The organism is Ramlibacter agri, from assembly GCF_012927085.1.
GTDB classification, from domain to species: domain Bacteria; phylum Pseudomonadota; class Gammaproteobacteria; order Burkholderiales; family Burkholderiaceae_C; genus Ramlibacter; species Ramlibacter agri.
The window spans coordinates 543,046-561,871 of the sequence record NZ_JABBFX010000001.1; the positions used below are offsets into that span (position 1 = coordinate 543,046).

At 68.6% G+C, this 18,826-nt stretch carries 17 protein-coding genes; 6 read left to right on the forward strand and 11 right to left on the reverse strand.

Annotation, left to right across the window (positions count from 1 at the left end; all coding sequences use genetic code 11):
* The first annotated feature begins 1 nt into the window (after nt 1).
* The 6 genes from HHL11_RS02690 to HHL11_RS02715 all read left to right on the forward strand — a co-directional run bounded on the left by HHL11_RS02690 (nt 2) and on the right by HHL11_RS02715 (nt 6,606).
* Nucleotides 2–514 (forward strand): GNAT family N-acetyltransferase, encoded by a 513-nt coding sequence (locus tag HHL11_RS02690; protein ID WP_342593164.1) that lies wholly within the window; start codon nt 2–4, stop codon nt 512–514.
* Nucleotides 511–1,644: an iron-containing alcohol dehydrogenase gene (locus HHL11_RS02695; protein ID WP_169416872.1), complete on the forward strand. Its 1,134-nt coding sequence runs from the start codon at nt 511–513 to the stop codon at nt 1,642–1,644. Before HHL11_RS02690 ends, HHL11_RS02695 begins: the two co-directional genes overlap by 4 nt.
* Before the next feature lies 1 nt (nt 1,645).
* Complete coding sequence (locus HHL11_RS02700; protein WP_169416873.1) at nt 1,646–2,419, forward strand: gamma-glutamyl-gamma-aminobutyrate hydrolase family protein; 774 nt, start codon at nt 1,646–1,648, stop codon at nt 2,417–2,419.
* Nucleotides 2,416–3,795, forward strand: a complete 1,380-nt coding sequence (locus tag HHL11_RS02705; protein ID WP_169416874.1) for an aldehyde dehydrogenase family protein — start codon at nt 2,416–2,418, stop codon at nt 3,793–3,795. Before HHL11_RS02700 ends, HHL11_RS02705 begins: the two co-directional genes overlap by 4 nt.
* 84 nt (nt 3,796–3,879) lie before the next feature.
* The gene (locus HHL11_RS02710; RefSeq protein WP_169416876.1) at nt 3,880–4,227 is read left to right on the forward strand and encodes a DUF2946 family protein; all 348 of its coding nucleotides are present in this window, start codon (nt 3,880–3,882) and stop codon (nt 4,225–4,227) included.
* Nucleotides 4,228–4,293: 66 nt separating this feature from the next.
* Nucleotides 4,294–6,606, forward strand: a complete 2,313-nt coding sequence (locus HHL11_RS02715) for a TonB-dependent receptor domain-containing protein (RefSeq protein ID WP_169416878.1) — start codon at nt 4,294–4,296, stop codon at nt 6,604–6,606.
* Here the strand turns inward: HHL11_RS02715 and HHL11_RS02720 are convergent.
* The 11 genes from HHL11_RS02720 to HHL11_RS02770 all read right to left on the reverse strand — a co-directional run bounded on the left by HHL11_RS02720 (nt 6,603) and on the right by HHL11_RS02770 (nt 18,640).
* A complete protein-coding gene (locus tag HHL11_RS02720; protein ID WP_169416879.1) occupies nt 6,603–7,628 on the reverse strand; it encodes a Gfo/Idh/MocA family protein in 1,026 nt (341 codons plus the stop codon). The two genes, HHL11_RS02715 and HHL11_RS02720, sit on opposite strands and share 4 nt — an antisense overlap.
* Nucleotides 7,629–7,642: 14 nt before the next feature.
* A complete protein-coding gene (locus HHL11_RS02725; protein ID WP_169416881.1) occupies nt 7,643–8,665 on the reverse strand; it encodes a TRAP transporter substrate-binding protein in 1,023 nt (340 codons plus the stop codon).
* Between the two features lie 25 nt (nt 8,666–8,690).
* Nucleotides 8,691–10,589 (reverse strand): TRAP transporter large permease, encoded by a 1,899-nt coding sequence (locus HHL11_RS02730; RefSeq protein WP_169416882.1) that lies wholly within the window; start codon nt 10,587–10,589, stop codon nt 8,691–8,693.
* A gap of 130 nt (nt 10,590–10,719) precedes the next feature.
* Nucleotides 10,720–11,568, reverse strand: a complete 849-nt coding sequence (locus HHL11_RS02735; protein WP_169416884.1) for a PPK2 family polyphosphate kinase — start codon at nt 11,566–11,568, stop codon at nt 10,720–10,722.
* Between the two features lie 9 nt (nt 11,569–11,577).
* The gene (locus tag HHL11_RS02740; protein ID WP_169416886.1) at nt 11,578–12,006 is read right to left on the reverse strand and encodes a DUF3237 domain-containing protein; all 429 of its coding nucleotides are present in this window, start codon (nt 12,004–12,006) and stop codon (nt 11,578–11,580) included.
* Complete coding sequence (locus tag HHL11_RS02745; protein WP_169416887.1) at nt 12,003–12,623, reverse strand: TetR/AcrR family transcriptional regulator; 621 nt, start codon at nt 12,621–12,623, stop codon at nt 12,003–12,005. Before HHL11_RS02745 ends, HHL11_RS02740 begins: the two co-directional genes overlap by 4 nt.
* A gap of 3 nt (nt 12,624–12,626) precedes the next feature.
* Nucleotides 12,627–13,526: an alpha/beta hydrolase gene (locus HHL11_RS02750; protein ID WP_169416889.1), complete on the reverse strand. Its 900-nt coding sequence runs from the start codon at nt 13,524–13,526 to the stop codon at nt 12,627–12,629.
* Entirely contained in the window at nt 13,523–15,058 is a 1,536-nt protein-coding gene (locus HHL11_RS02755) for an ABC transporter substrate-binding protein (protein ID WP_169416891.1), read from the reverse strand. Before HHL11_RS02755 ends, HHL11_RS02750 begins: the two co-directional genes overlap by 4 nt.
* 26 nt (nt 15,059–15,084) lie before the next feature.
* Nucleotides 15,085–15,909, reverse strand: a complete 825-nt coding sequence (locus HHL11_RS02760) for an ATP-binding cassette domain-containing protein (RefSeq protein ID WP_169416893.1) — start codon at nt 15,907–15,909, stop codon at nt 15,085–15,087.
* Entirely contained in the window at nt 15,906–17,711 is a 1,806-nt protein-coding gene (locus HHL11_RS02765; RefSeq protein ID WP_205964202.1) for a dipeptide/oligopeptide/nickel ABC transporter permease/ATP-binding protein, read from the reverse strand. The genes HHL11_RS02760 and HHL11_RS02765 overlap by 4 nt, the downstream gene beginning before the upstream one ends.
* Nucleotides 17,708–18,640, reverse strand: a complete 933-nt coding sequence (locus HHL11_RS02770; protein ID WP_240980142.1) for an ABC transporter permease — start codon at nt 18,638–18,640, stop codon at nt 17,708–17,710. The genes HHL11_RS02765 and HHL11_RS02770 overlap by 4 nt, the downstream gene beginning before the upstream one ends.
* Between the last annotated feature and the right edge of the window lie 186 nt (nt 18,641–18,826).

Here is an 18,826-nt window from a genome sequence, read left to right on the forward strand (position 1 = left end):
CGTGAGCGACATCCACATCCGCCTGCTGCATCCCGCCGACGCCTCGGCCTACCGCTCGCTGCGCCTGCGCGGCCTGCGCGAGCATCCGGACGCCTTCACCTCCAGCTACGAGGAGGACGCGCAGCAGCCGGTGTCCAGCGCCGAAACGCGGTTGGCGTCCACGCGCACGACCTTCTGGGGCGCTTTCCGCGGCAACGAGCTGTACGGCATCGTCGGCCTGGAGCGCGAGCCGCGCGCCAAGAACCGCCACAAGGCCACGGTGGTCGGCATGTATGTGGCGCCGGAAGCGTCCGGCCAGCGGCTGGGCGTGAAGCTGCTGGAGGCGCTGGTGGCGCAGGCGCGCACCGAAGGCCTGGAGGCGCTGGTGCTGACGGTGACCGAGGGCAACGAGGCGGCGCAGCGCCTGTACGAGCGCGCCGGCTTCCGCAGCTTCGGCATCGAGCCGCGTGCGATCAAGGTGGACGGCCGCTACTACGCCAAGAACCACATGCTGCTGCAACTGGAATCCGCATGACGCTCGCCAGCTTTGCCTTTCCCACCGCCATCCGCTTCGGGCCCGGCGCCCGCAAGGAAGTGGGGCCGCACCTGCGCGGGCAGGGCTTGCAGCGGCCCTTGGTCGTCACCGACAAGGCGCTGGCGGCGCTGCCCGTGCTGGCTGAATTCCGCTCCCACCTGCAGGGCCTGGACGTTGCGGTCTATAGCGGCGTCGCTGGCAATCCGACCGCCAGCCAGGTGATGGCTGGCGCCGCGGCGTACCAGGCGCATCGCGCCGACTGCGTCATCGGCTTCGGCGGCGGAGCGGCGCTCGACGTCGCCAAGGTGGTGGGCCTTGCGGCCACGCACGAAGGCGACATCCTCGAATACCGCTGGGACCATCCGCAGGTGCGCGTGATCGCGCAGGAGTTGCCGTACTTCGTCGCGCTGCCGACGACGGCTGGCACAGGCTCGGAGGTGGGCCGCTCCTCGGTGATCAGCGAGGACGCGACGCACCTCAAGCGCGTGGTGTTCAGCGCGAAGATCCTGGCGCAGAAAGTGTTCGCCGATCCGGAGCTGACCGTCGGCCTGCCGCCGCACGTGACCGCGGCCACCGGCATGGACGCGCTGACGCACAACATCGAAAGCTATCTCTCGCCGGCCTACCACCCGTTGTGCGACGGCATCGCGCTGGAAGGTGCACGCATCGCGGCGCGCTCGCTGCGCACCGCGGTGAAGGAGCCCGGCAACCTGGCGGCGCGCGGCGACATGCTGATGTCTTCCATGATGGGCGCCATCGCCTTCCAGAAAGACCTGGGCGCGGTGCATTCCTGCGCCCATGCGCTGGGCGCCGTCTGCGACCTGCACCACGGGCTGGCCAACGCGCTGATGATCGATACGGTGCTGGCCTGGAACCAGGAAGCGGTGCCGGAGAAGTTCGAGGAGCTGGCGCACGTGTGCAAAGTGGCCGGCGGCGGCGCGGCCTTCGTGCCCTGGCTGCGCCAGCTGAAGCAGGACATCGGCATCACCGGCACCCTGGCCACGCATGGCGTCACGCCCGCGCAGCTTCCGCGGCTGGTGGACATCGCTTTCCAGGACATCTGCCACCAGACCAACCCGCGGCCGTGCACGCCGCAGGATTTCGAGCGGCTGTTCGCAGCGGCGATGTGAGATGGACCGCCTGAGGATCGGCGTTTCCGCCTGCTTCTTCCATCCGGATGGCGAGCGCAAAGCGGCGCCGTCCAAGACCTTGTTGTGGATCGAGCAGTCCACCGCGCACTGGCTGATGTCCGAAGGCGCCTTCCCGGTGATGGTGCCGTCCTTCGGCGGTTCCACCTTCCGCGGCCCGATCCACGTGCAGGACTACGTGGACTTCCTGGACGGCCTCGTCATGCACGGTGGCGCCGACGTCTGGCCGGGCAGCTACGGCGAAAAGCCGCTGCGGCCCGAATGGCACGGTGACCGCGTGCGCGACGAATACGAGATCGCGCTGGTGAAGGCCTTCGCCGCCGCCGGCAAGCCGGTGTTCGGCATCTGCCGCGGCCTGCAGTTGATCAACGTGGCGCATGGCGGCACGCTGTTCCAGGACATCAGCACCCAGAAGCCCGGCGCGCTGGTGCACCGCGACGCCGTAGCCTACGACCTCAATTTCCACCAGGTCGACATCCTGGCCGATTCGCGGCTGGCGCGGCTGCTGGGTGGCGGCCGCCACAAGATCAACAGCGTGCACCACCAGGGCATCAAGGACGTCGCGCCCGGCTTCCAGGTGGAAGCGGTCTCGCCCGCCGACGGCGTGATCGAGGCCATTCGCCACGGCGGCGACGCCTGGATCGCCGCCGTGCAGTGGCATCCCGAGTTCCACCGCCCCGAACTGGGCGTGGTGGACGACACGCCGCTGCTGCGCGACTTCCTGGAGGCCGCGCGCCGCGCCCGCGCCAAAGAATGAGCACCCTCACCATCCACAACCCCGCCAACGGGGAGCTGATCATCGCCTTGCCCGCGGACGACGCGGAGTCGGTGGCGGCCAAGGCCGCCGCGGCGCGCACCGCGCAGCCGCTCTGGGCGGCGCGGCACCTGAACGAACGCCTGGCCTGCATCGCCCGCTTCCGTGCGGGCGTGGTGCGCGACCTGGAGCAACTCGCCACGACGATGACGCGCGAGACCGGCAAGCCGATCCGCATGTCGCGCAACGAGCTGAACGGGCTGCTGCCGCGCATCGACTTCTTCCTCGGCGAGACGCCACAGGCGCTCGGCGCCGAGACGGTGCACGACGAAGGCGGCATGCGCGAGCAGATCCAGCACGAGCCGCTGGGTGTCATCGCCAACATCTCGGCCTGGAACTATCCCTGGTTCGTCGGCTGCAACGTCGTCCTGCCAGCGTTGCTGGCCGGCAATGCGGTGCTGTACAAGCCCTCCGAGTACGCCACGCTCACCGGCCTGGAAATCGCGCGGCTGCTGCACGAAGCCGGCGTACCGCGCGACGTGATGACCGTCCTGGTCGGCGGCGGCGAAGTGGGCCGGGCGCTGCTGGAGCAACCTGTGGACGGCGTGTTCTTCACCGGCTCGTATGCCACGGGCCAGCGCATCGCCGAGACGGTGGGCAAGCGTTTCGTCAAGCTGCAACTGGAACTGGGGGGCAAGGACCCGACCTACGTCTGCGAGGATGCAGACCCGCAGGCCGCCGCCGAGTCGCTGGCCGACGGCGCCATGTACAACACCGGCCAGAGCTGCTGTTCGGTGGAGCGCATCTACGTGCACGAGAAGATCCACGACGCCTTCGTCGAGGCTTTCGTGAAGACCGTGCGCGGCATGCAGCGCGGCGACCCGATGAACGAGGAAACCTACATCGGCGCCCTCACGCGCGGGCCGCAGCTCGAAGTGCTGCAGCGGCAGGTGGAAGACGCGGTGCGGCAAGGCGCGAAGCTGCTGGCCGGCAACGCGACGCCGCTTGCGGGACCGGGCAACTGGTTCGAGCCGGCCGTGCTGGTGGACGTGCACCACGGTATGGAGCTGATGCGCGAGGAAAGTTTTGGGCCCGTCATCGGCATCCAGCAGGTCGCCGATGACGAGGAGGCGATCAAGCTGATGAACGACACACGCTACGGCCTCACGGCCGGCGTCTACACGCCGGACGAGGCGCGCGCGCGGCGCCTCCTGGCACGCGTGCACGCGGGCAGCGTCTACTGGAACTGCTGCGACCGCGTCAGCCCGCGCCTGCCCTGGAGCGGGGTTGGCGATTCCGGCGTGGGGCTGACCCTGTCGAAGTACGGCATCCAGGCCTTCACACGGCCGAAGGCCTGGCATTTGCGCTCGCCGGCGTAGCGCCGCGCGGGGTTCACTCGCGGCGTACGGATTCACCGGCGGCGGGCAGTTGCGTCCAAGCTCGGCGGGGACATAATCGCGGCCATGCAGCAACTGCGCCGCGCCCGCCACCTCGCCCGCCTCGTGCTGGCCTGGTTCGCGCTGGCCATCGCGGCGGCGGTGCTGGCGCCGGCTTTTGCCACGCCGGTTCCGGACGTGGTCTGCTCCAGCGCCGGCATCCAGCTGCAGGACAACGCGCCGCAAGGCTTGCCGGGCGACCATGCCGCGCACTGCGTGCTGTGCCTGCACGTTGCTGCGCCGCCGCCGTTGCCGCAGTTGCCCCGCGTGCCGGCGGAACTCGCCAGCGTCGTTCCTGTTCCCGCGCTCTTCGCGCCGCCCCCGCCTCACTCCGCCGCGCCGCTGCCCGCGCGCGGACCTCCCGCCTTCTCCTGATCCGGCCCGCTCCCGCGGAACGCGCCTGCGTCCGCGGGCGACTGTCCATCGCATCAGGAGTTTTCCGTGCGTCCCCATCCCCTGGCCGCGGCCCTGGCCGCCGCCTTTCCCTTCGTCCTCGCGGCGCAGACCGTCGAGGCCCCCGTGCGCTCGCTCGGCGTCGTCACCGTCACGGGCGGGCAGCCCACCTCGCTGCCCACGCAGATCCCCGCCACCGTCGAAAGCGTCACGCGCGAGCAGATCGACCAGACCATCAATGCCCGCGACAGCGAGGATGCGTTGAAGTACCTGCCCAGCCTGCTGGTGCGCAAGCGCTATATCGGCGACTACAACCACGCCATCCTTTCCAGCCGGGCCTCGGGCACCGGCAACAGCGCGCGTTCGGCGGTCTATGCCGACGGCATCCTGCTGTCCAACTTCCTCGGCAACGGCGTCGGCGGCCTGAGCTTCCCGCCGCGCTGGGGCCTGGTGACGCCGGAGGAGATCGAGCGCGTCGACGTCATGTACGGGCCCTTCTCCGCGGCCTATCCGGGCAACTCGGTGGGCGCGGTCGTGGAATACACGACGCGCATGCCGCAGCGGTTCGAGGCGCACGGCAAGGCCGGCTTCGTCAGCCAGCCGTTCGACCTGTACGGCACGCATGGCAACTTCCAGGCTTACGAGGCCAGTGCCTCGGTGGGCAACCGCGCAGGCGACTGGGCCTGGTGGCTGGACTTCAGCCGCACCGACAGCGAGAGCCAGCCGCTCACTTTCGCGACGCGGCTCGTCTCCAGTGGCACGTCAGGTGGCGCCGGCCAGCCGGTGACCGGCGCCGTGCTGGATCGCAACAGCGCGGGCCAGCCCTGGTACATCGTCGGCGCCGCGACCCAGTACCACACCGTGCAGGACCACGCGAAGGCCAAGCTGGCCTGGGACATCTCGCCGACCTTGCGGGCGGCGTACACCATCGGCGCCTGGCAGAACCGGTCGCAGGGTTCGTCCGAAAGCTACCTGCGCAATGCCGCCGGCCAGCCGGTCACCAGCGGCGCGATCAATATCAACGGCAGCAGCTTCGCGCCGCTCACGGGCGGCGACCTGCCGCTCACCGACGAAAGCCTGTTCCACGTGATGCAGGGGCTTTCGCTGAAGCGGCATACGCAAGGCGTGTTCGACTGGGAGCTGGCGGCCAGCCGCTACGACTACGTGGAGGACCGCAAGCGGCAGAACGCCGCAGGAAACACCTTGCCCGGTGCGGCGAGCGGTGGCGCCGGCACCATCGCCGATGGCGACGGCACCGGCTGGAACACGCTGGCCTGGAAGGGCACGTGGCGCCCGGGCGGGCCGCACCTGTTCGACTTCGGCCTGCAGCAGGACAGCTACGAACTGCGCTATGTGACCAGCAACGCGGTGGCCAGCTGGTTGACCGGAGACCCCGGCAGCCTGGTCAGCGAAGTCGGCGGCCGCACGCAGTTGCGCAGCCTGTGGGGCCAGGACACCTGGGCCTTCGCGCCGGGCTGGAAGACCGTGCTGGGCCTGCGCGGCGAGCATTGGACCGCTGCAACGGGCCGCACGATCATCCCGGGCGCCAACGTGGCGACCAACTGGCCGGGACGCAGCGAAGACTTCTGGTCGCCGAAGGCGGCGCTGTCCTGGCAATGGCGGCCGGCCACGGTGCTGAAGGCCTCGCTGGGGCGCGCTGTGCGCATGCCGACGGTGGCGGAACTCTATGGCGCAACCTCCACGACCAACGCGCAGTTCATCAACGATCCCAACCTGAAGTCGGAGCGTTCCTGGACCGGCGAGCTGAGCGCGGAACAGGACCTGGGCAATGCGCTGCTGCGCGTGACGCTGTTTGCAGAAGACACGCGCGATGCCTTGTTTTCGCAGACGCTGTTCGATGCGAATGCCAACGTCAACGTCACGCGGGTGCAGAACGTCGGCCGCATCGCGACGCAAGGCGTCGAGCTGGCCTATGAAGGCAGCGACGTGCTGCTCACGGGCATGGACTTGTCCGGCAGCGTGACCTACGCCGACTCCATCATCAAGGAGAACGCCGGCTTCGTCGCCGTGCCGGGCGACACCGTCGGCAAGCAGCAGCCCAACGTGCCGCGCTGGCGCGCCAGCGCGGTGGCCGCCTACCGCTGGCTGCCGGGTTTCAGCACCAGCGTCGCCGCGCGCTACAGCGGGCCGCAGTTCCGCACGATGAATAACAGCGACACCAACGGCTACAGCTACATGGGCGTCAGCAAGTTCTTCACGGTGGACTTGCGCGCCACCTGGCAGGCGAGCAAGACCACGCGGCTTGCCTTCGGCATCGACAACGTCAACGGCTACCAGTACTGGAACTTCCACCCCTACCCGCAGCGCAGCTACGTGGCGGAGGTGAAAGTGGATCTCTAGCGCGCGACGTCCTGCCAGCTGTCCTGGCGGGCCGAGGTAAACAGCGCTTCGATGGTGCGCATGGTGTCCAGCGCATCCTCGATCGGCCAGCTGGGTACCTTGTCGCCCAGCAGCAGGCGGGAGAAGCGCTCCACCTGCAGCAGGTAATGGTTGGCCGGCTCGAAGGTGTAGGTCGTGGTCGGAAAGGCGCCGACGCTGCTGGCGTCGCCCACTTCCAGCTGCGATGCCGTCGGCCGCGCATGCGCGAACGCGAAGTTCATGCGCAGCCAGCCCCTGGAGCCGAGCACGGAGAACTGCTGGTGCGTGCCCCAGGCATCGGAGCCGGCCTGGGTGCCGACGGTGAAAGCGGCATGGCGGTCGCCGTAATCCAGCAAGGCGCTGGAGAGGCGGTCGATGCGGAAGTTCGGGTCGCGATCCAGCGTGGCCACCACGCGAGCGGGCGCGCGCTTGAACACCAGGTTGCAGGCGCTGATCGCGTACGAGCCCAGGTCGTAGAGCGCGCCGCCTCCGGCGTCCGGGTTGTTGCGCACGTCCGCCGGGTCGAGGAACTGCTTGGCCAGCGTGGCATGCACCGAACGCACGTCGCCTAGGGTGCCCGCCGCGATCACCTCATCGAGTTTGGCCCACTGCGGGTGGTTGCGGAAGGCGAAGCCCTCCTCGATGTGCTTGCCGCTGCGGTCCCGCTCGGCGCACAGTTGCCGCACCTGCTCGGCGCTGATGCAAAGCGGCTTCTCGCACAGCACGTGCTTGCCCGCCTGCAGCGCTTTCAGCGCCCACTCGAAGTGCAGCTGGTTGGGCAGCGGCACGTAGACGGCGTCGATGGCAGGGTCGGCCAGCAGCGCCTCGTAGCTCGCGTGCACGTGCGGGATGCCGAGTTCGGCGGCCACCCGCCGTCCCTTGGCGAGGTCGCGCGAAGCCAGGGCCAGCAAGGTGGCGCTGGGCGCCGCCTGGATCGCCGGCATCGTGCGGCCGGTGGCGATCGCGGCGGCGCCGAGCACGCCCCATCGGATGGTGGAGGCCATGGGACGCGCGCTGCTTACTTCTTGCCTTCGGCGTCCTTGACGGCGGCCTGGATGCTGTCGATCAGCTTGGCGTCGACCTTGGTCTTCAGGAATTCGACCACCGGCGGTTGCGCAGCGGCACGGAATTCGGCCATCTCGGCGGCCGTCGGCGTGTAGACCGCGACGCCCTTCTCGGCCAGAATCTTGGTGCCGTTGGCGGTGAAGGTGCGGTTGGCCTTGCGCTCGGCGGCGCAGGCGGCCTTGGCGGAGTCGCCCACGACCTTCTGCAGGTCGGCCGGCAGCGACTTCCAGAAGCGGTCGCTCAGCACGAACCAGTCGATGCCGTAGTTGTGGCCATCGAGCGTGACGTTCTTCTGCACTTCGTAGAACTTGGCGAAGATGAACGTGGGCAGGGGGTTTTCCTGGCCGTCGACCACGCCGGTCTGCAGCGCGGTGTAGGTCTCGGGGAAGGCGATCGGCGTGGGCTGCGCGCCCAGGGCCTTCATCTCGGTCACGTACAGCGGGGTCTCCTGCACGCGGATCTTCAGGCCCTTCAGGTCCTTGGGCGCGTGCACCGGGGTCTTGCCGGTGGAGAAGTGGCGGAAGCCCACTTCACCGAAGCACAGGTTGTGCATGCCGGTGGCAGCCTGGAAGTCGGCCGACAGCTTCTGGCCGAAGGGGCCGTCCATCACCTTGTCCGCGACTTCGTCGTTCGGGAACAGGTAGGGCATGTCGGTGACCATCGCGCTGGGGAAGAAGTTGGCCATCACGCCGGAGGCCAGGCCGGCCTGGATGACGCCGTTCTTCACGCCTTCGACCAGGTCCTTCTCGCCGCCCAGCGCGCCGGCGCCGAACACCTGCACGTCGATCCGGCCGTTGCTGCGTGCCTTCACTTCCTTGGCGAAGACATCGGACATGACGGCCTTGCGCGAAGTGGCCATGTCCACCGAGTCGGAGTGCGCCAGCTTCAGCACGAACTTGTTCTGGGCCAGGGCGGGCGTGCAGGCCACGGCGGCGGCGAGGGCGGCGGCGGAGAAAAGGCTGGATGAAGTCTTCATGGGATGAACTCCTGTTGTTGATGGGCTAGTGGAGATTGAAAGCGTGCGGCAGGGCCAGGCTGATCGCCGGGAAGATGGCGATGAAGACCAGGCCGACCAGCAGCATGAGGAGATAGGGCAGGAAGCGCGGCGTCACCCGTTCGACGGTGGTGTCCATCACCGAACACGTCACGAAGTAGCACACGCCGAAGGGCGGAATGAAGGTGCCGATGCCCATCGAGATGATGATCACGATGCCGTAGGCCATCGGGTCGATGCCGTAGTTCTTGGTCAGCTGCAGCAGCATGGGGCCGAAGATCAGCAGCGAAGGCAGGCCTTCCAGGATCGAGCCCATGATCACCATCAGGACGACGGAGAAGACCATGAAGGCGAAGGCCGAGCCGCCCAGCAGTGCCAGGAAGTCCGTCACCACCGACTGCAGGCCGCTGATCGCCAGCGTCCACGAAAAGGCGCTGCCGGCGCTGACCATGAACAGCACCATGCCGGCCATCGCGCCCGAACTCGCGAGCGTGCGGATGAAGGAGCGCAGGTTCATGCCGCGGTAGATGAACACCGACACGACGATCGAGAACACCACGGCGATCGAGGACACCTCGGTCGTCGTCGCGATGCCGCCGACGATGCCGATGATCAGGATGATGGGCACCGCCAGTGCGGGCAACGCGCGGCCGCTCAGGCGCAGGCGCTCGGGCCAGGAGATGGGGGCGCAGCGCGGCCAGTCATGCTTCTTGGCGCGCCGGTGGATGATGATCATCAGGCACACGCCCAGCACCGCGGCGGGCACGACGCCGGCCACGAAGAAGGTGGCGACCGACAAGGTGGTGATGGAGGCCAGCACCATCATCACCAGGCTGGGCGGAATGGTCTCGCCCATGATGCCGGCGGCGGCCAGCACGGCGGCGCTTTCGGCCGGGTCGTAGCCCTGTTCCTTGAGCATGCCCTTGAGCGTGGTTCCCACGGCCGCGACGTCGGCGATCTTGGAGCCGGAGATGCCGGAGAAGATGTACATGGCCACGACCAGCGCCTGCAGCAGGCCGCCGCGCATGCGGCCGACCATCGCGGTCACCCAGTCGGCCAGCGGCTTGGTGAGGCCGCCGTCGGTCATGACGTTGCCGGCCAGGATGAAGAAAGGCACGGCCAGCAGGATGAAGCTGCTGATGCCGTTGGACATGGCCAGCGACACGGCCATCATGTCTTCGCCCGAGCTGTAGATGGCGATGTAGGCGGTGACCGAGAGCACGTAGGCAATCGGCACGCCGGCGAACACCAGGAACAGCAGCAGTACCAGCGCGAAGGCGATCAGCGGGCCGCCGCTCCAGGAGCCGGTGAAGTACCAGGCCAGGTACCAGGCGATCACGAGCACGGCGACGGCGGCGCCAGCGACGATGTTTTCCTTCAGCGTGTGGCGGCGCAGTTCCGCCAGCGCGAAGATCACCGTCAGGCCCATGCCGATGAAGAAGGGCAGCAGGGTCCACGACTTCGGGATCTGCAGCACCACCGTCAGCACGGTCCACGAGTCGTGCCACATGGGCCAGGCGTAGCACAGGCCGATGATGGCCACCGCGATCACGAAGTAGTGACGCGCGCACTCCGCATATTCCTGCCAGCGCCTGGGCAACTGGTCGATGCCGATGCGCACCACCAGGTGCAGGCCGCGGTGATAGGCGACCGCGCCGCCGATGAAGGCCAGGCTGGTCAGCGAATATTCGGCCACCTCGTTGGCCCAGACCAGCGAGGTGTTGAACATTCCGCGCATGGCGGTATTGCCGAACAGCAGCACCAGCTCGAGGAACAGGACCAGCGCGAGCAGCACGTCGAAGGCGTGCTCGATGGCCGGCGAAAACGGCTGGTGGGGCAGGTCGTCGTGCGCGACCGATCCCGGGCCGGTGGGCTCGTTCTCCGAGGCCGCGACTGAGTGGTTCATCTTCGTGTTGGGGTTCCAGCTGCAGGGACAGGTGCCCGCAGCTTGGTCACGGAAAATGTACCATCTGGTTAGTAACAAGAAACCCTGGCTTACCCTGATACGCCCGGATCCGGGCGGGCTGCCGCCGGGCTCAGGAAATCTTCAGGCCGGCGATGTCCGGTTGGTCCGGATATTCCAGCTTCAGCGACTGCAGGGTGTGCTTGATCACGCTCGCCACCATCAGGTTGCGGTGGGTCTTGGAATCCGCCGGCACGATGATCCACGGCGCGTTCGGCGTGGAGGTGGCGGCGATGGCGCGGGCATAGGCCTGCTGGTAGGCGTCCCACAGGGTGCGCACGTCGAGGTCCTCGCGCTGGAATTTCCAGCGCTTGGTGGGGTCGTCGATGCGCGCCTGCAGCCGCGCGCGCTGCTCCTGCCGGGAGATGTGCAGCATGAACTTCAGCACCACGGTGCCCGTCTCGTGCTGCAGGCGCTCGAAGTCGTTGATCTGCGCGTAGCGCCGCGCGATGTCCGCGCCTTCCAGCGTGCCGTTCACCACCGGCACCAGCACGTCTTCGTAATGGCTGCGGTTGAAGACCATGATCTCGCCGGCCGCCGGCATCTGCCGGTGGATGCGCCAGAGGAAGTCGTGCGAACGCTCCGTCTCGTTCGGCGCCTTCCAGGCCGTCGTGCGCACGCCCAGCGGGCTCATGCGGCCGCACACCGCGCGCAGCGTGCCGTCCTTGCCGCTGGTGTCGATGCCCTGCAGCACCACCAGCAGCCGGGGCCGCTTGTTCGCCCACAGCAGGTTCTGGCAGGCGTCCAGGTCGATGGCCAGCTGCTCCACCTGCTGCTTGTCGAGGGCCTTGTCCCCGCTGGAGAAAGGCTTTGCGGCCGGGTCGAGCTTGGCCAGGTCGATCTTCTTGCGCGGTTCGTCGAAGCGCCAGTCCTGCAGCAGTTGCGGGACGCCGGCGGGTGCGTTGTTCTTGGTGCGTGCCATGGCCGAATGCTAGGCGAGTTGGTAGACCGAGATCTTGACGGCGGCGCGCTCCGGCTGCAGGCCCTGCAGCGTGCCCACGAAGACGCGGCGGTTCAACCAGGCATAAGGCCCTTCCGGCGCGCTGAGCTGCACGACCGAGCGCACATAGCGGCCGTCCGGTGAAGGATCTTCGATGAGGACGCGGTTGTGCACCGTGATCACGGCGCCGTCGTGCGTTTCCATTTCGTACAGCGCATCGAGCTCCTTCACGCCATCGGCGCGCAGCAGCTGGCGGTCGGCGCCGCCGGGCAGCACCCGGCCCTGCAGGCCGGGGCCCTCGAAGGTGCCACCCAGGATGTCGACGATGAAGCGCTCGCCGCGCGCCGAGCGGCCGAGGTCGCGGCGCGGGGCAATGTCGACAAGGGCGTCGTAGACATGCCGCAGGGTCGGTGGGTTCATGGCTGGCAAGCGGTCACCTGGCGTTCGATGGTATCGATGATGACGTGTTTGCGCTCGTCCGCGGCTTGCTGCGGGTCCTTGCCGGGCTCGAAGATCGCCGAAAACGTGTGCCGGTTGGACACGAAGTAGAAGGAAAGTCCGATCACGTTGGTGTAGACGTCGATCGCCCGCACGTCGGCCCGCATGCTGCCTTCGGCCTGCCCGCGCCGGAGGATGCGCGCCGGCACCTCCACCCCAGCACGGTTGAGCTTCTGGATGCCATCCGCCTCGCGCAGGAAGCGGCCGCCCACCAGGTTCTCGCCCATCACCATGCGCACGAACTCGGGATGCCGCAGGTGGGCGTCGAACACGAAGCCGGTCCAGGCGCGCAGCGCCTCCATCGGCGGCAGCGCGTCGTAGTCCGGCTCGGCGTGCCGCACCACGCGGAAGGCGTGGTCCAGCGCGGCCGCATACAGGCCTTCCTTGCTGCCGAAGTGGTAGTACAGCATCCGCTTGCTGGTGCGGGTGCGCGCGGCGATGGCGTCGACGCGCGCGCCCGCCAGCCCGTGGGCCGCGAACTCGCTCACGGCCATGGTGAGGATGTCCTCGACCACGGGGTTCAGGGGCAAGCGGTCCATGCGTCAGCGCTTCAGGGCTGCAGCCAGGTCGGCGCAGAGCGATTCGGCGGCTTCCAGGCTGGCCTTCGACACCGCCGTGTAGCTGAAGAAACCGTGGTTCAGCGTGGGGAACTCGCGCAGGTTCACCGGCACGCCGGCGGCGCGCAGCGCCTGCGCGAAGGCCAGGTTGTCCCGGTACAGGAAGTCGTAGGGGCCGACGCCGATGATGGCGGGCGCCACGCCCTTCAGGTCCCCCAGCACCGGCGAGGCGCGCCAGTCGCGCGCCTTGCGTTCGCGCTCCGGCCCTTCGCCCAGGTAATGCGTGCCGACCGGTCCGTGTGCCGGGCCGGTCATGTCGGTCGCTGGATAGAGCAGGAACTGCACCGCCACCGGGACGCCGGCGTCGCGGCAGGCGATGGCCGACACCGCGGCCATGTTGCCGCCGGCGCTGTCGCCACCGAGCGCGAAAGGCTGGTCCGCACCGCCGAACTGGGCGCGGTTTTCGTAGATCCAGCGCGAGGCCGCGATCGAATCATCGGCGCCGGCGGGGAAGGGAGCTTCCGGCGCCAGGCTGTAGTCCACGCTCACCACCACCGCGCCGGTCGCGTTGGCGATGCGGATGCAGTGCGCCTCGTGCGAATCGAGGTCGCCCAGGATGAAGCCGCCGCCATGGAAGTAGGCCAGCGTCGCGGTGGGCTCGCCTTGCACGGGCCGCACGACGCGCCCGCGGATGTTGCCGATGCGGATGTCGCGGATCTCGCCGTGTTTCAGCTTCGGCTTGGGATAGAAGCGGTTGCGCACCTCGATGCCGCGGGCGCGCATCTCGGGGCCGCTGCCCACGTACAGGTCGGGGATGCCGCTGGCCTTCCAGCGGCGGTCGATCTCGGCGATCTCGGCGTCGAGGGGAGCTTTCGTTTCACTCATTTGGCGGGCACCACGTTGACGAGGTCGATGACGACGGACTGGCCGATCCTGGGCGTCTTGACGTCGTCGCTGGTGAAATAGACGGTGCTGGTGGCGGCCACCGGCGCGAACCAGGCCAGGTCCACCGTGTGCGCGTAGACCTTCTTCCAGGCGGCTTCGGCCTTGGGCAAGGGCAGCTTCGCGGCTTCGTCCATCAGCTTCGTCAGCTCCGCGTCCTGCGAGTGGTAGAAGTTGAGGCTGCCGTTGGGCGCCAGCGTCTGGAAGCGCGCGAGGTTGGGCACGCCGGAATTGCTGTTGAAGAACAGCACCTCCAGCTGCTTGTTGGCGGCGGCGGCCAGCATGGCGCCGAAGCCCTGCAGCTCGTCGAGCTGCGCGTTGATGCCGATCTTCTTCAGCTGGCCCACGGCCACCTGCGACATCGTGCGGCTCAGCGTGTTGTTGACGTAGGAGAGCTTGATGTTCAGGCCGTTCGCGTAGCCGGCCTGCGCCAGCAGCGCCTTGGCCTTGGCGACGTCGTACGGGTACTTCGCTTCGTTGGCGGCGTCGTAGCCCATGAAGCCCTTGCCCTGCAGCTGCACGGTGGGCTCGGCGAACTCGCCGAGGATGGCCTTGGAGATCAGCTTGCGGTCCAGCGCCAGGTTGATGGCCTGGCGCACGCGCGCGTCCTTCAGCGCGGGGTTGACGGCGCCGTCACGGTCCACGACGACCATGCCGGTCCATTGCACCGGCTCGGAGACCACGTGGATCCTGGGCCCCAGCTTGCCGGCGTTGGCATGCCCGGTGACGGGGTCGCTGACCAGGAACTTCACCTGGCCGGCCTTCATGGCCTGGATCGCGGCGTTCTGGTCCTCGAACACCGAGAGCACGATCTTGTCCCACTTGATGCGCGACTTGTCGTAGTAGAACGGGTTGGGGACGTAGGTGTAGGTCTTGCCCGTGACCGTGGCGTTCGGGTCCAGCTTGTAGGGGCCGGCGCCGAAGGTCTCCTTGGCCAGGCTGTCGGGGTGCGCCAGCGCCTTGGGGCTGATGATGTCGCCGGCGAGCCAGTAGGCCTCGAACAGGTTCAGGAAAGCCGGGTTCGGTTCGCTCAGCGTGAAGCGGATCTTGTCCGGCGCCGGCGTGTCGATGGCGGTGACGGTCGCCAGGTTGACCGCGAACGGCCCGCCCTTCTTGTTGCGGAAGTAGTCGACCGACCTCTTCACCGCTTCGGCGTTGACGGGTTCGCCGTCGCTGAACTTCGCATCGCGGCGCAAGGTGAAAGTGGCCTGCCTGCTGTCCGGGCTCATTTCCCAGGCGGTGGCCAGCGCCGGCTCGAGGCTGCCGTCGGCGCGCACGCGCACCAGCGGCTCGTAGGCCGGCATCAGGTGCGTGCCGGCGCGGCCATTGCCCGAGAGGGACGGATCCATGCTCAGGGGCGCGAAGGGGTTGCCGACAGTCAGCACCTTGTCCTGGGCGAAGGCCGGCACGCTAACGAGGGCCGCCGCGGTGGCCAGGGCCAGGACGGCTCGGCGCGAAAGGGGATGTCTCTCCATGGTTCTTCCTTGTGGACGAAATGATTTCAGGCAGCGGTGCGCTGGGCGCGCCACTGTTCGCGTCTTTGCCTTTGCAGCACCGGATGCGGCACCGGCGATGCGGCGAGCAGCGCCTGGGTGTAGGGATCGCGCGGCGCGTCGTGCACCTGCGCGGCATCGCCCTGCTCCACGATCTCTCCGCGGTACAGCACCACGGTGCGGCGCGACACGTGGCGCACCACCGTGAGGTCGTGCGAGATGAACAGCAGCGACAGCTGCAGGCTGCGCTGCAGCTCGTTGAGCAGGTTCAGCACCTGGGCCTGCACCGACAGGTCCAGCGCGCTCACCGGCTCGTCGCAGACCACCAGCCGCGGCCGGTTGATGACGGCGCGGGCGATGGCGATGCGCTGGCGCTGGCCACCGGAGAACTGCGTCGGGTAGCGCAGCGCGGTGTCCACGGGCATGCCGACGCGCTGCAGGATGTCGGCCACGCGCTGGCGGATCTCGTTGCCATCGCGCACGCCGGCGGCGATCAGCGGTTCGGCCAGCGTGTCGCCGATGGTGCGCGAGGGATTCAGCGAGCCGATCGGGTCCTGGAACACCACCTGGATCTCGCGTCCCAGCAGGCGGCGGCGCTGGCGCGTGGCGTGCGTGATGTCCTCGCCATCGAAGACGACGCGGCCCGCCGTGGCCTGCAGCTGGCCCAGGATGATCTTGCCGATGGTGGTCTTGCCGGAGCCCGATTCGCCCACCAGGCCGACCGTCTCGCCGCGTGCGATGTCGAAGCTGACGCCCTTGAGCACTTGGGCCACCTTGCCGCGGCCCTGGGCGAAGTCCATGCGCAGGTCCTGCACCGAAAGAAGCGGATTCATGCGGCCTCCTGCGCCATGCGCGCCAGCGTCTCGTCTACCGTGGGCAGCACCTGCCCGGGCGGCGCGTTGTGTGGGTTGGCGCGCAGCAGCGCCTGCGTGTAGGGGTGCTGCGGCCGGTCGAAGATGTCGATGACGTCCGCCGTCTCCAGCATGCGGCCGCGGAACAGCACCATCGCGCGGTCGCAGATGTCGGCTACCACGCCCCAGTCGTGCGTGACGAAGACGACCGCCATGCCGTGCTCCTCCTTCAGCGTGCGCAGCAGCTCCAGGATGTCGGCCTGCACGGTGACGTCGAGCGCGGTGGTCGGTTCATCGGCGAACAGCACCTTCGGGTGCGGCGCCAGCGCGCGCGCGATGCCCACGCGCTGCGCCATGCCGCCGGAGATCTGGTGCGGGTAGCGCTTCGCCACCTCTTCGGCGTTCTGGATCTTCACCTGGCGCAGCAACGCGATCGCGCGTTCGCGCGCCTGGCGGCCATCGAGCCTGGCGTGGCAGCGGATCACTTCCGCCAACTGGTGGCCGATGGTGAAGCACGGGTCCAGAGCCGCCATCGGCTCCTGGAAGATCATCGCGAAGTCCTGGCCGCGCAGCGAGCGCAGCCGCTCTTCGTCGGTGAGGTCGATGACCTGGCCCGCGAGGCGCAGCGCGCCGCTGGCGATGCGCGTGCCGGGCGGCAGCAGGCCCATCAGGGCCAGGCTGGTCAGCGTCTTGCCGCTGCCGGACTCACCGACCAGGCCCAGCGTCTCGCCGGCGAGCAGGTCGAAGTCGACGCGGTCGACCAGCGTGCGTTGCTGCGCGCCTTCACCGGTGACGATGCTCAGCGCCCGCACGGACAGGACGGCGTTGCCGGGCGCCTGGCCGAAGGCGCCGGCGGCCAGGCCGGCGTTGTCCACCAGGCGCGTGGCCTTGCGGTGCACCGGGCGCGACCAGGCTTCCACGGCGGTGTCGCGCAGCGCGTCGCCCAGCAGGCCGAAAGCCAGGATGGTCAGCGCCACCACGCCGCCGCTGGGGACCAGCAGCCAGGGGAAGTCGTTGAGGCTGGCGGCGGCCTCGAAGATTCCGCCGCCCCAGGTGGGCGCGGGCGGCGGCACGCCCAGGCCCAGGAAGCTGATGCCGGTCTGCACGATGACGGCGATGGCGGCGATCAGCGAGAGCTGCACGATCACCGGGCCGACCACGCGCGGCAGCACGTGGCGGAACAGGATGGAGATGTCTGACAGGCCGGAGATGCGCGCGGCCTCGATATAGAGCTCGTTGCGGATCGCCAGCGTGGCGCTGCGGATCACCCGCGCCGGACCGGCGGAGCCGATGATGCCGAAGGTGACCATCGCCGCCAGCATCGAACGGTGGAACACCGTCAGCACCGCCAGCGCGATGACGATCATCGGCAAGGCCTGGAACAGGTTGGTGAGCTGGCCCACGAAGGCATCGGTGCGGCCGCCGAAGTAGCCGGCCGCCAGGCCCATGCCGACGCCCAGCGCGGACACCACCAGAAGCGCCTGGAGCACGCCGATGAACGTGGGCGTGACGCCGTGCAGCACGCGGCTGGCGACGTCGCGGCCCAGCGTGTCCGTGCCCAGCCAGTGTTCGGCGGACGGCAGCTGCTTGACCGCCAGCAGGTCCTGGTCCAGCGGGTCGAACTGCGCGACGTGGTTGGCGGCGAGGCCCAGGCCCAGCACCAGCGCCAGCCAGGCGATGGCTACCCAGGCCAGCGGCTTGCGCAGCAGGCGCTGCAGGAAGGTCTTCGGCAGCGCGATGGCGACCGGCGCCGTCACCGGCAGGGCAGCGGTGGCTTCGCTCATTGCACGCGCACCTTGGGGTTCAGCCAGCCGTAGCTCAGGTCGACCAGCAGGTTGATGACGATGGTGAGCAGCGTGAAGTACAAGGTGGCGCCCTGCATCAGCGCCATGTCGTTGTTCTGCGCCGCGCTGACGGCGAGGCTGCCCAGGCCGGGCAGCACGAAGGCGCGCTCCACGAACACGGCGCCGCTGATGGCGTTGACCATGACGAGGCCCAGCACCGTCACGACCGGCAGCGAGGCGTTGCGCAGGGCGTGCTTCCAGATGATGCTGCGCTCCGGCAGGCCGCTGGCGCGCAGGCTGCGGATGAAGTCGCGGCCCATCACCTCGTTCATCGAGTCGCGCGTCTGCTTGGCGATGGTGGTGATGGAGATCAGCGAGACCGACAGCACCGGCAGGACCAGCGAGAGGAACCACTCGCGCGGGCTGTCGCGCAGCGGCGTGTAGCCGGTGGCGGGCAGCCACTGCAGCCAGACCGCGAACACCGCGATCAGCACCAGCGCCACCCAGAAGGAAGGCAGGGTCAGGCCCACCAGCGACAGCGTGTCGATGAAGCGGCCGACCCAGCCGCCGCGCAGCGCGCTCAGCACGCCTAGCGCCAGGCCGGCGGCCAGGCACACGACCAGCACGCCGGCCATGATGGACACGGTGACGCCGATGCGGTCGTTCAGCAGCGAGGCCACGCTCTCCTTGGTGAAGTAGGACGTGCCGAGGTCGCCGGTGGCGGCTTGCTGCAGCCAGTGGCCGTACTGCGCCAGCAGCGGCTGGTCCAGCCCCAGCTGGTGGCGCAGTTCCTGGTACTGCTGTTCGCTGCCTTCGCCCTGCATGAGGGTGCGCGCGAGGTCGCCGGGCGCCAGGCTGTTGAGGAGGAAGGTGAGCAGGGTGACCGCCAGCAGCAGCGGCACCGAGAGCGCCAAGCGGCGCAGGACCATTCGAAGCACGTGGCCTCCGGGGAGTGGAGGTGGGAAAACCGGCCCGCCCGGAGGCGGCGGATGAAATGTACGAATCAGTACGTTAATTCATGTACTAACCGGTACACCATCCGGGTTTGCCCGGGGGCGAGGGGGGGAACAAGGCCAAGCCGCCCGGCGAATCGCGTGTTGCGCACGGGCGGCTTT

What these genes read in the sequence shown, in the direction of transcription:
- HHL11_RS02695 (WP_169416872.1), top strand. Translation starts at nt 511, where the DNA reads ATGACGCTCGCCAGCTTTGCCTTTCCCACCGCCATCCGCTTCGGGCCC.
- HHL11_RS02700 (WP_169416873.1), top strand. Translation starts at nt 1,646, where the DNA reads ATGGACCGCCTGAGGATCGGCGTTTCCGCCTGCTTCTTCCATCCGGAT.
- HHL11_RS02705 (WP_169416874.1), top strand. Translation starts at nt 2,416, where the DNA reads ATGAGCACCCTCACCATCCACAACCCCGCCAACGGGGAGCTGATCATC.
- HHL11_RS02710 (WP_169416876.1), top strand. Translation starts at nt 3,880, where the DNA reads ATGCAGCAACTGCGCCGCGCCCGCCACCTCGCCCGCCTCGTGCTGGCC.
- HHL11_RS02720 (WP_169416879.1), bottom strand. Translation starts at nt 7,628, where the DNA reads ATGGCCTCCACCATCCGATGGGGCGTGCTCGGCGCCGCCGCGATCGCC.
- HHL11_RS02725 (WP_169416881.1), bottom strand. Translation starts at nt 8,665, where the DNA reads ATGAAGACTTCATCCAGCCTTTTCTCCGCCGCCGCCCTCGCCGCCGCC.
- HHL11_RS02730 (WP_169416882.1), bottom strand. Translation starts at nt 10,589, where the DNA reads ATGAACCACTCAGTCGCGGCCTCGGAGAACGAGCCCACCGGCCCGGGA.
- HHL11_RS02735 (WP_169416884.1), bottom strand. Translation starts at nt 11,568, where the DNA reads ATGGCACGCACCAAGAACAACGCACCCGCCGGCGTCCCGCAACTGCTG.
- HHL11_RS02740 (WP_169416886.1), bottom strand. Translation starts at nt 12,006, where the DNA reads ATGAACCCACCGACCCTGCGGCATGTCTACGACGCCCTTGTCGACATT.
- HHL11_RS02745 (WP_169416887.1), bottom strand. Translation starts at nt 12,623, where the DNA reads ATGGACCGCTTGCCCCTGAACCCCGTGGTCGAGGACATCCTCACCATG.
- HHL11_RS02750 (WP_169416889.1), bottom strand. Translation starts at nt 13,526, where the DNA reads ATGAGTGAAACGAAAGCTCCCCTCGACGCCGAGATCGCCGAGATCGAC.
- HHL11_RS02755 (WP_169416891.1), bottom strand. Translation starts at nt 15,058, where the DNA reads ATGGAGAGACATCCCCTTTCGCGCCGAGCCGTCCTGGCCCTGGCCACC.
- HHL11_RS02760 (WP_169416893.1), bottom strand. Translation starts at nt 15,909, where the DNA reads ATGAATCCGCTTCTTTCGGTGCAGGACCTGCGCATGGACTTCGCCCAG.
- HHL11_RS02765 (WP_205964202.1), bottom strand. Translation starts at nt 17,711, where the DNA reads ATGAGCGAAGCCACCGCTGCCCTGCCGGTGACGGCGCCGGTCGCCATC.
- HHL11_RS02770 (WP_240980142.1), bottom strand. Translation starts at nt 18,640, where the DNA reads ATGGTCCTGCGCCGCTTGGCGCTCTCGGTGCCGCTGCTGCTGGCGGTC.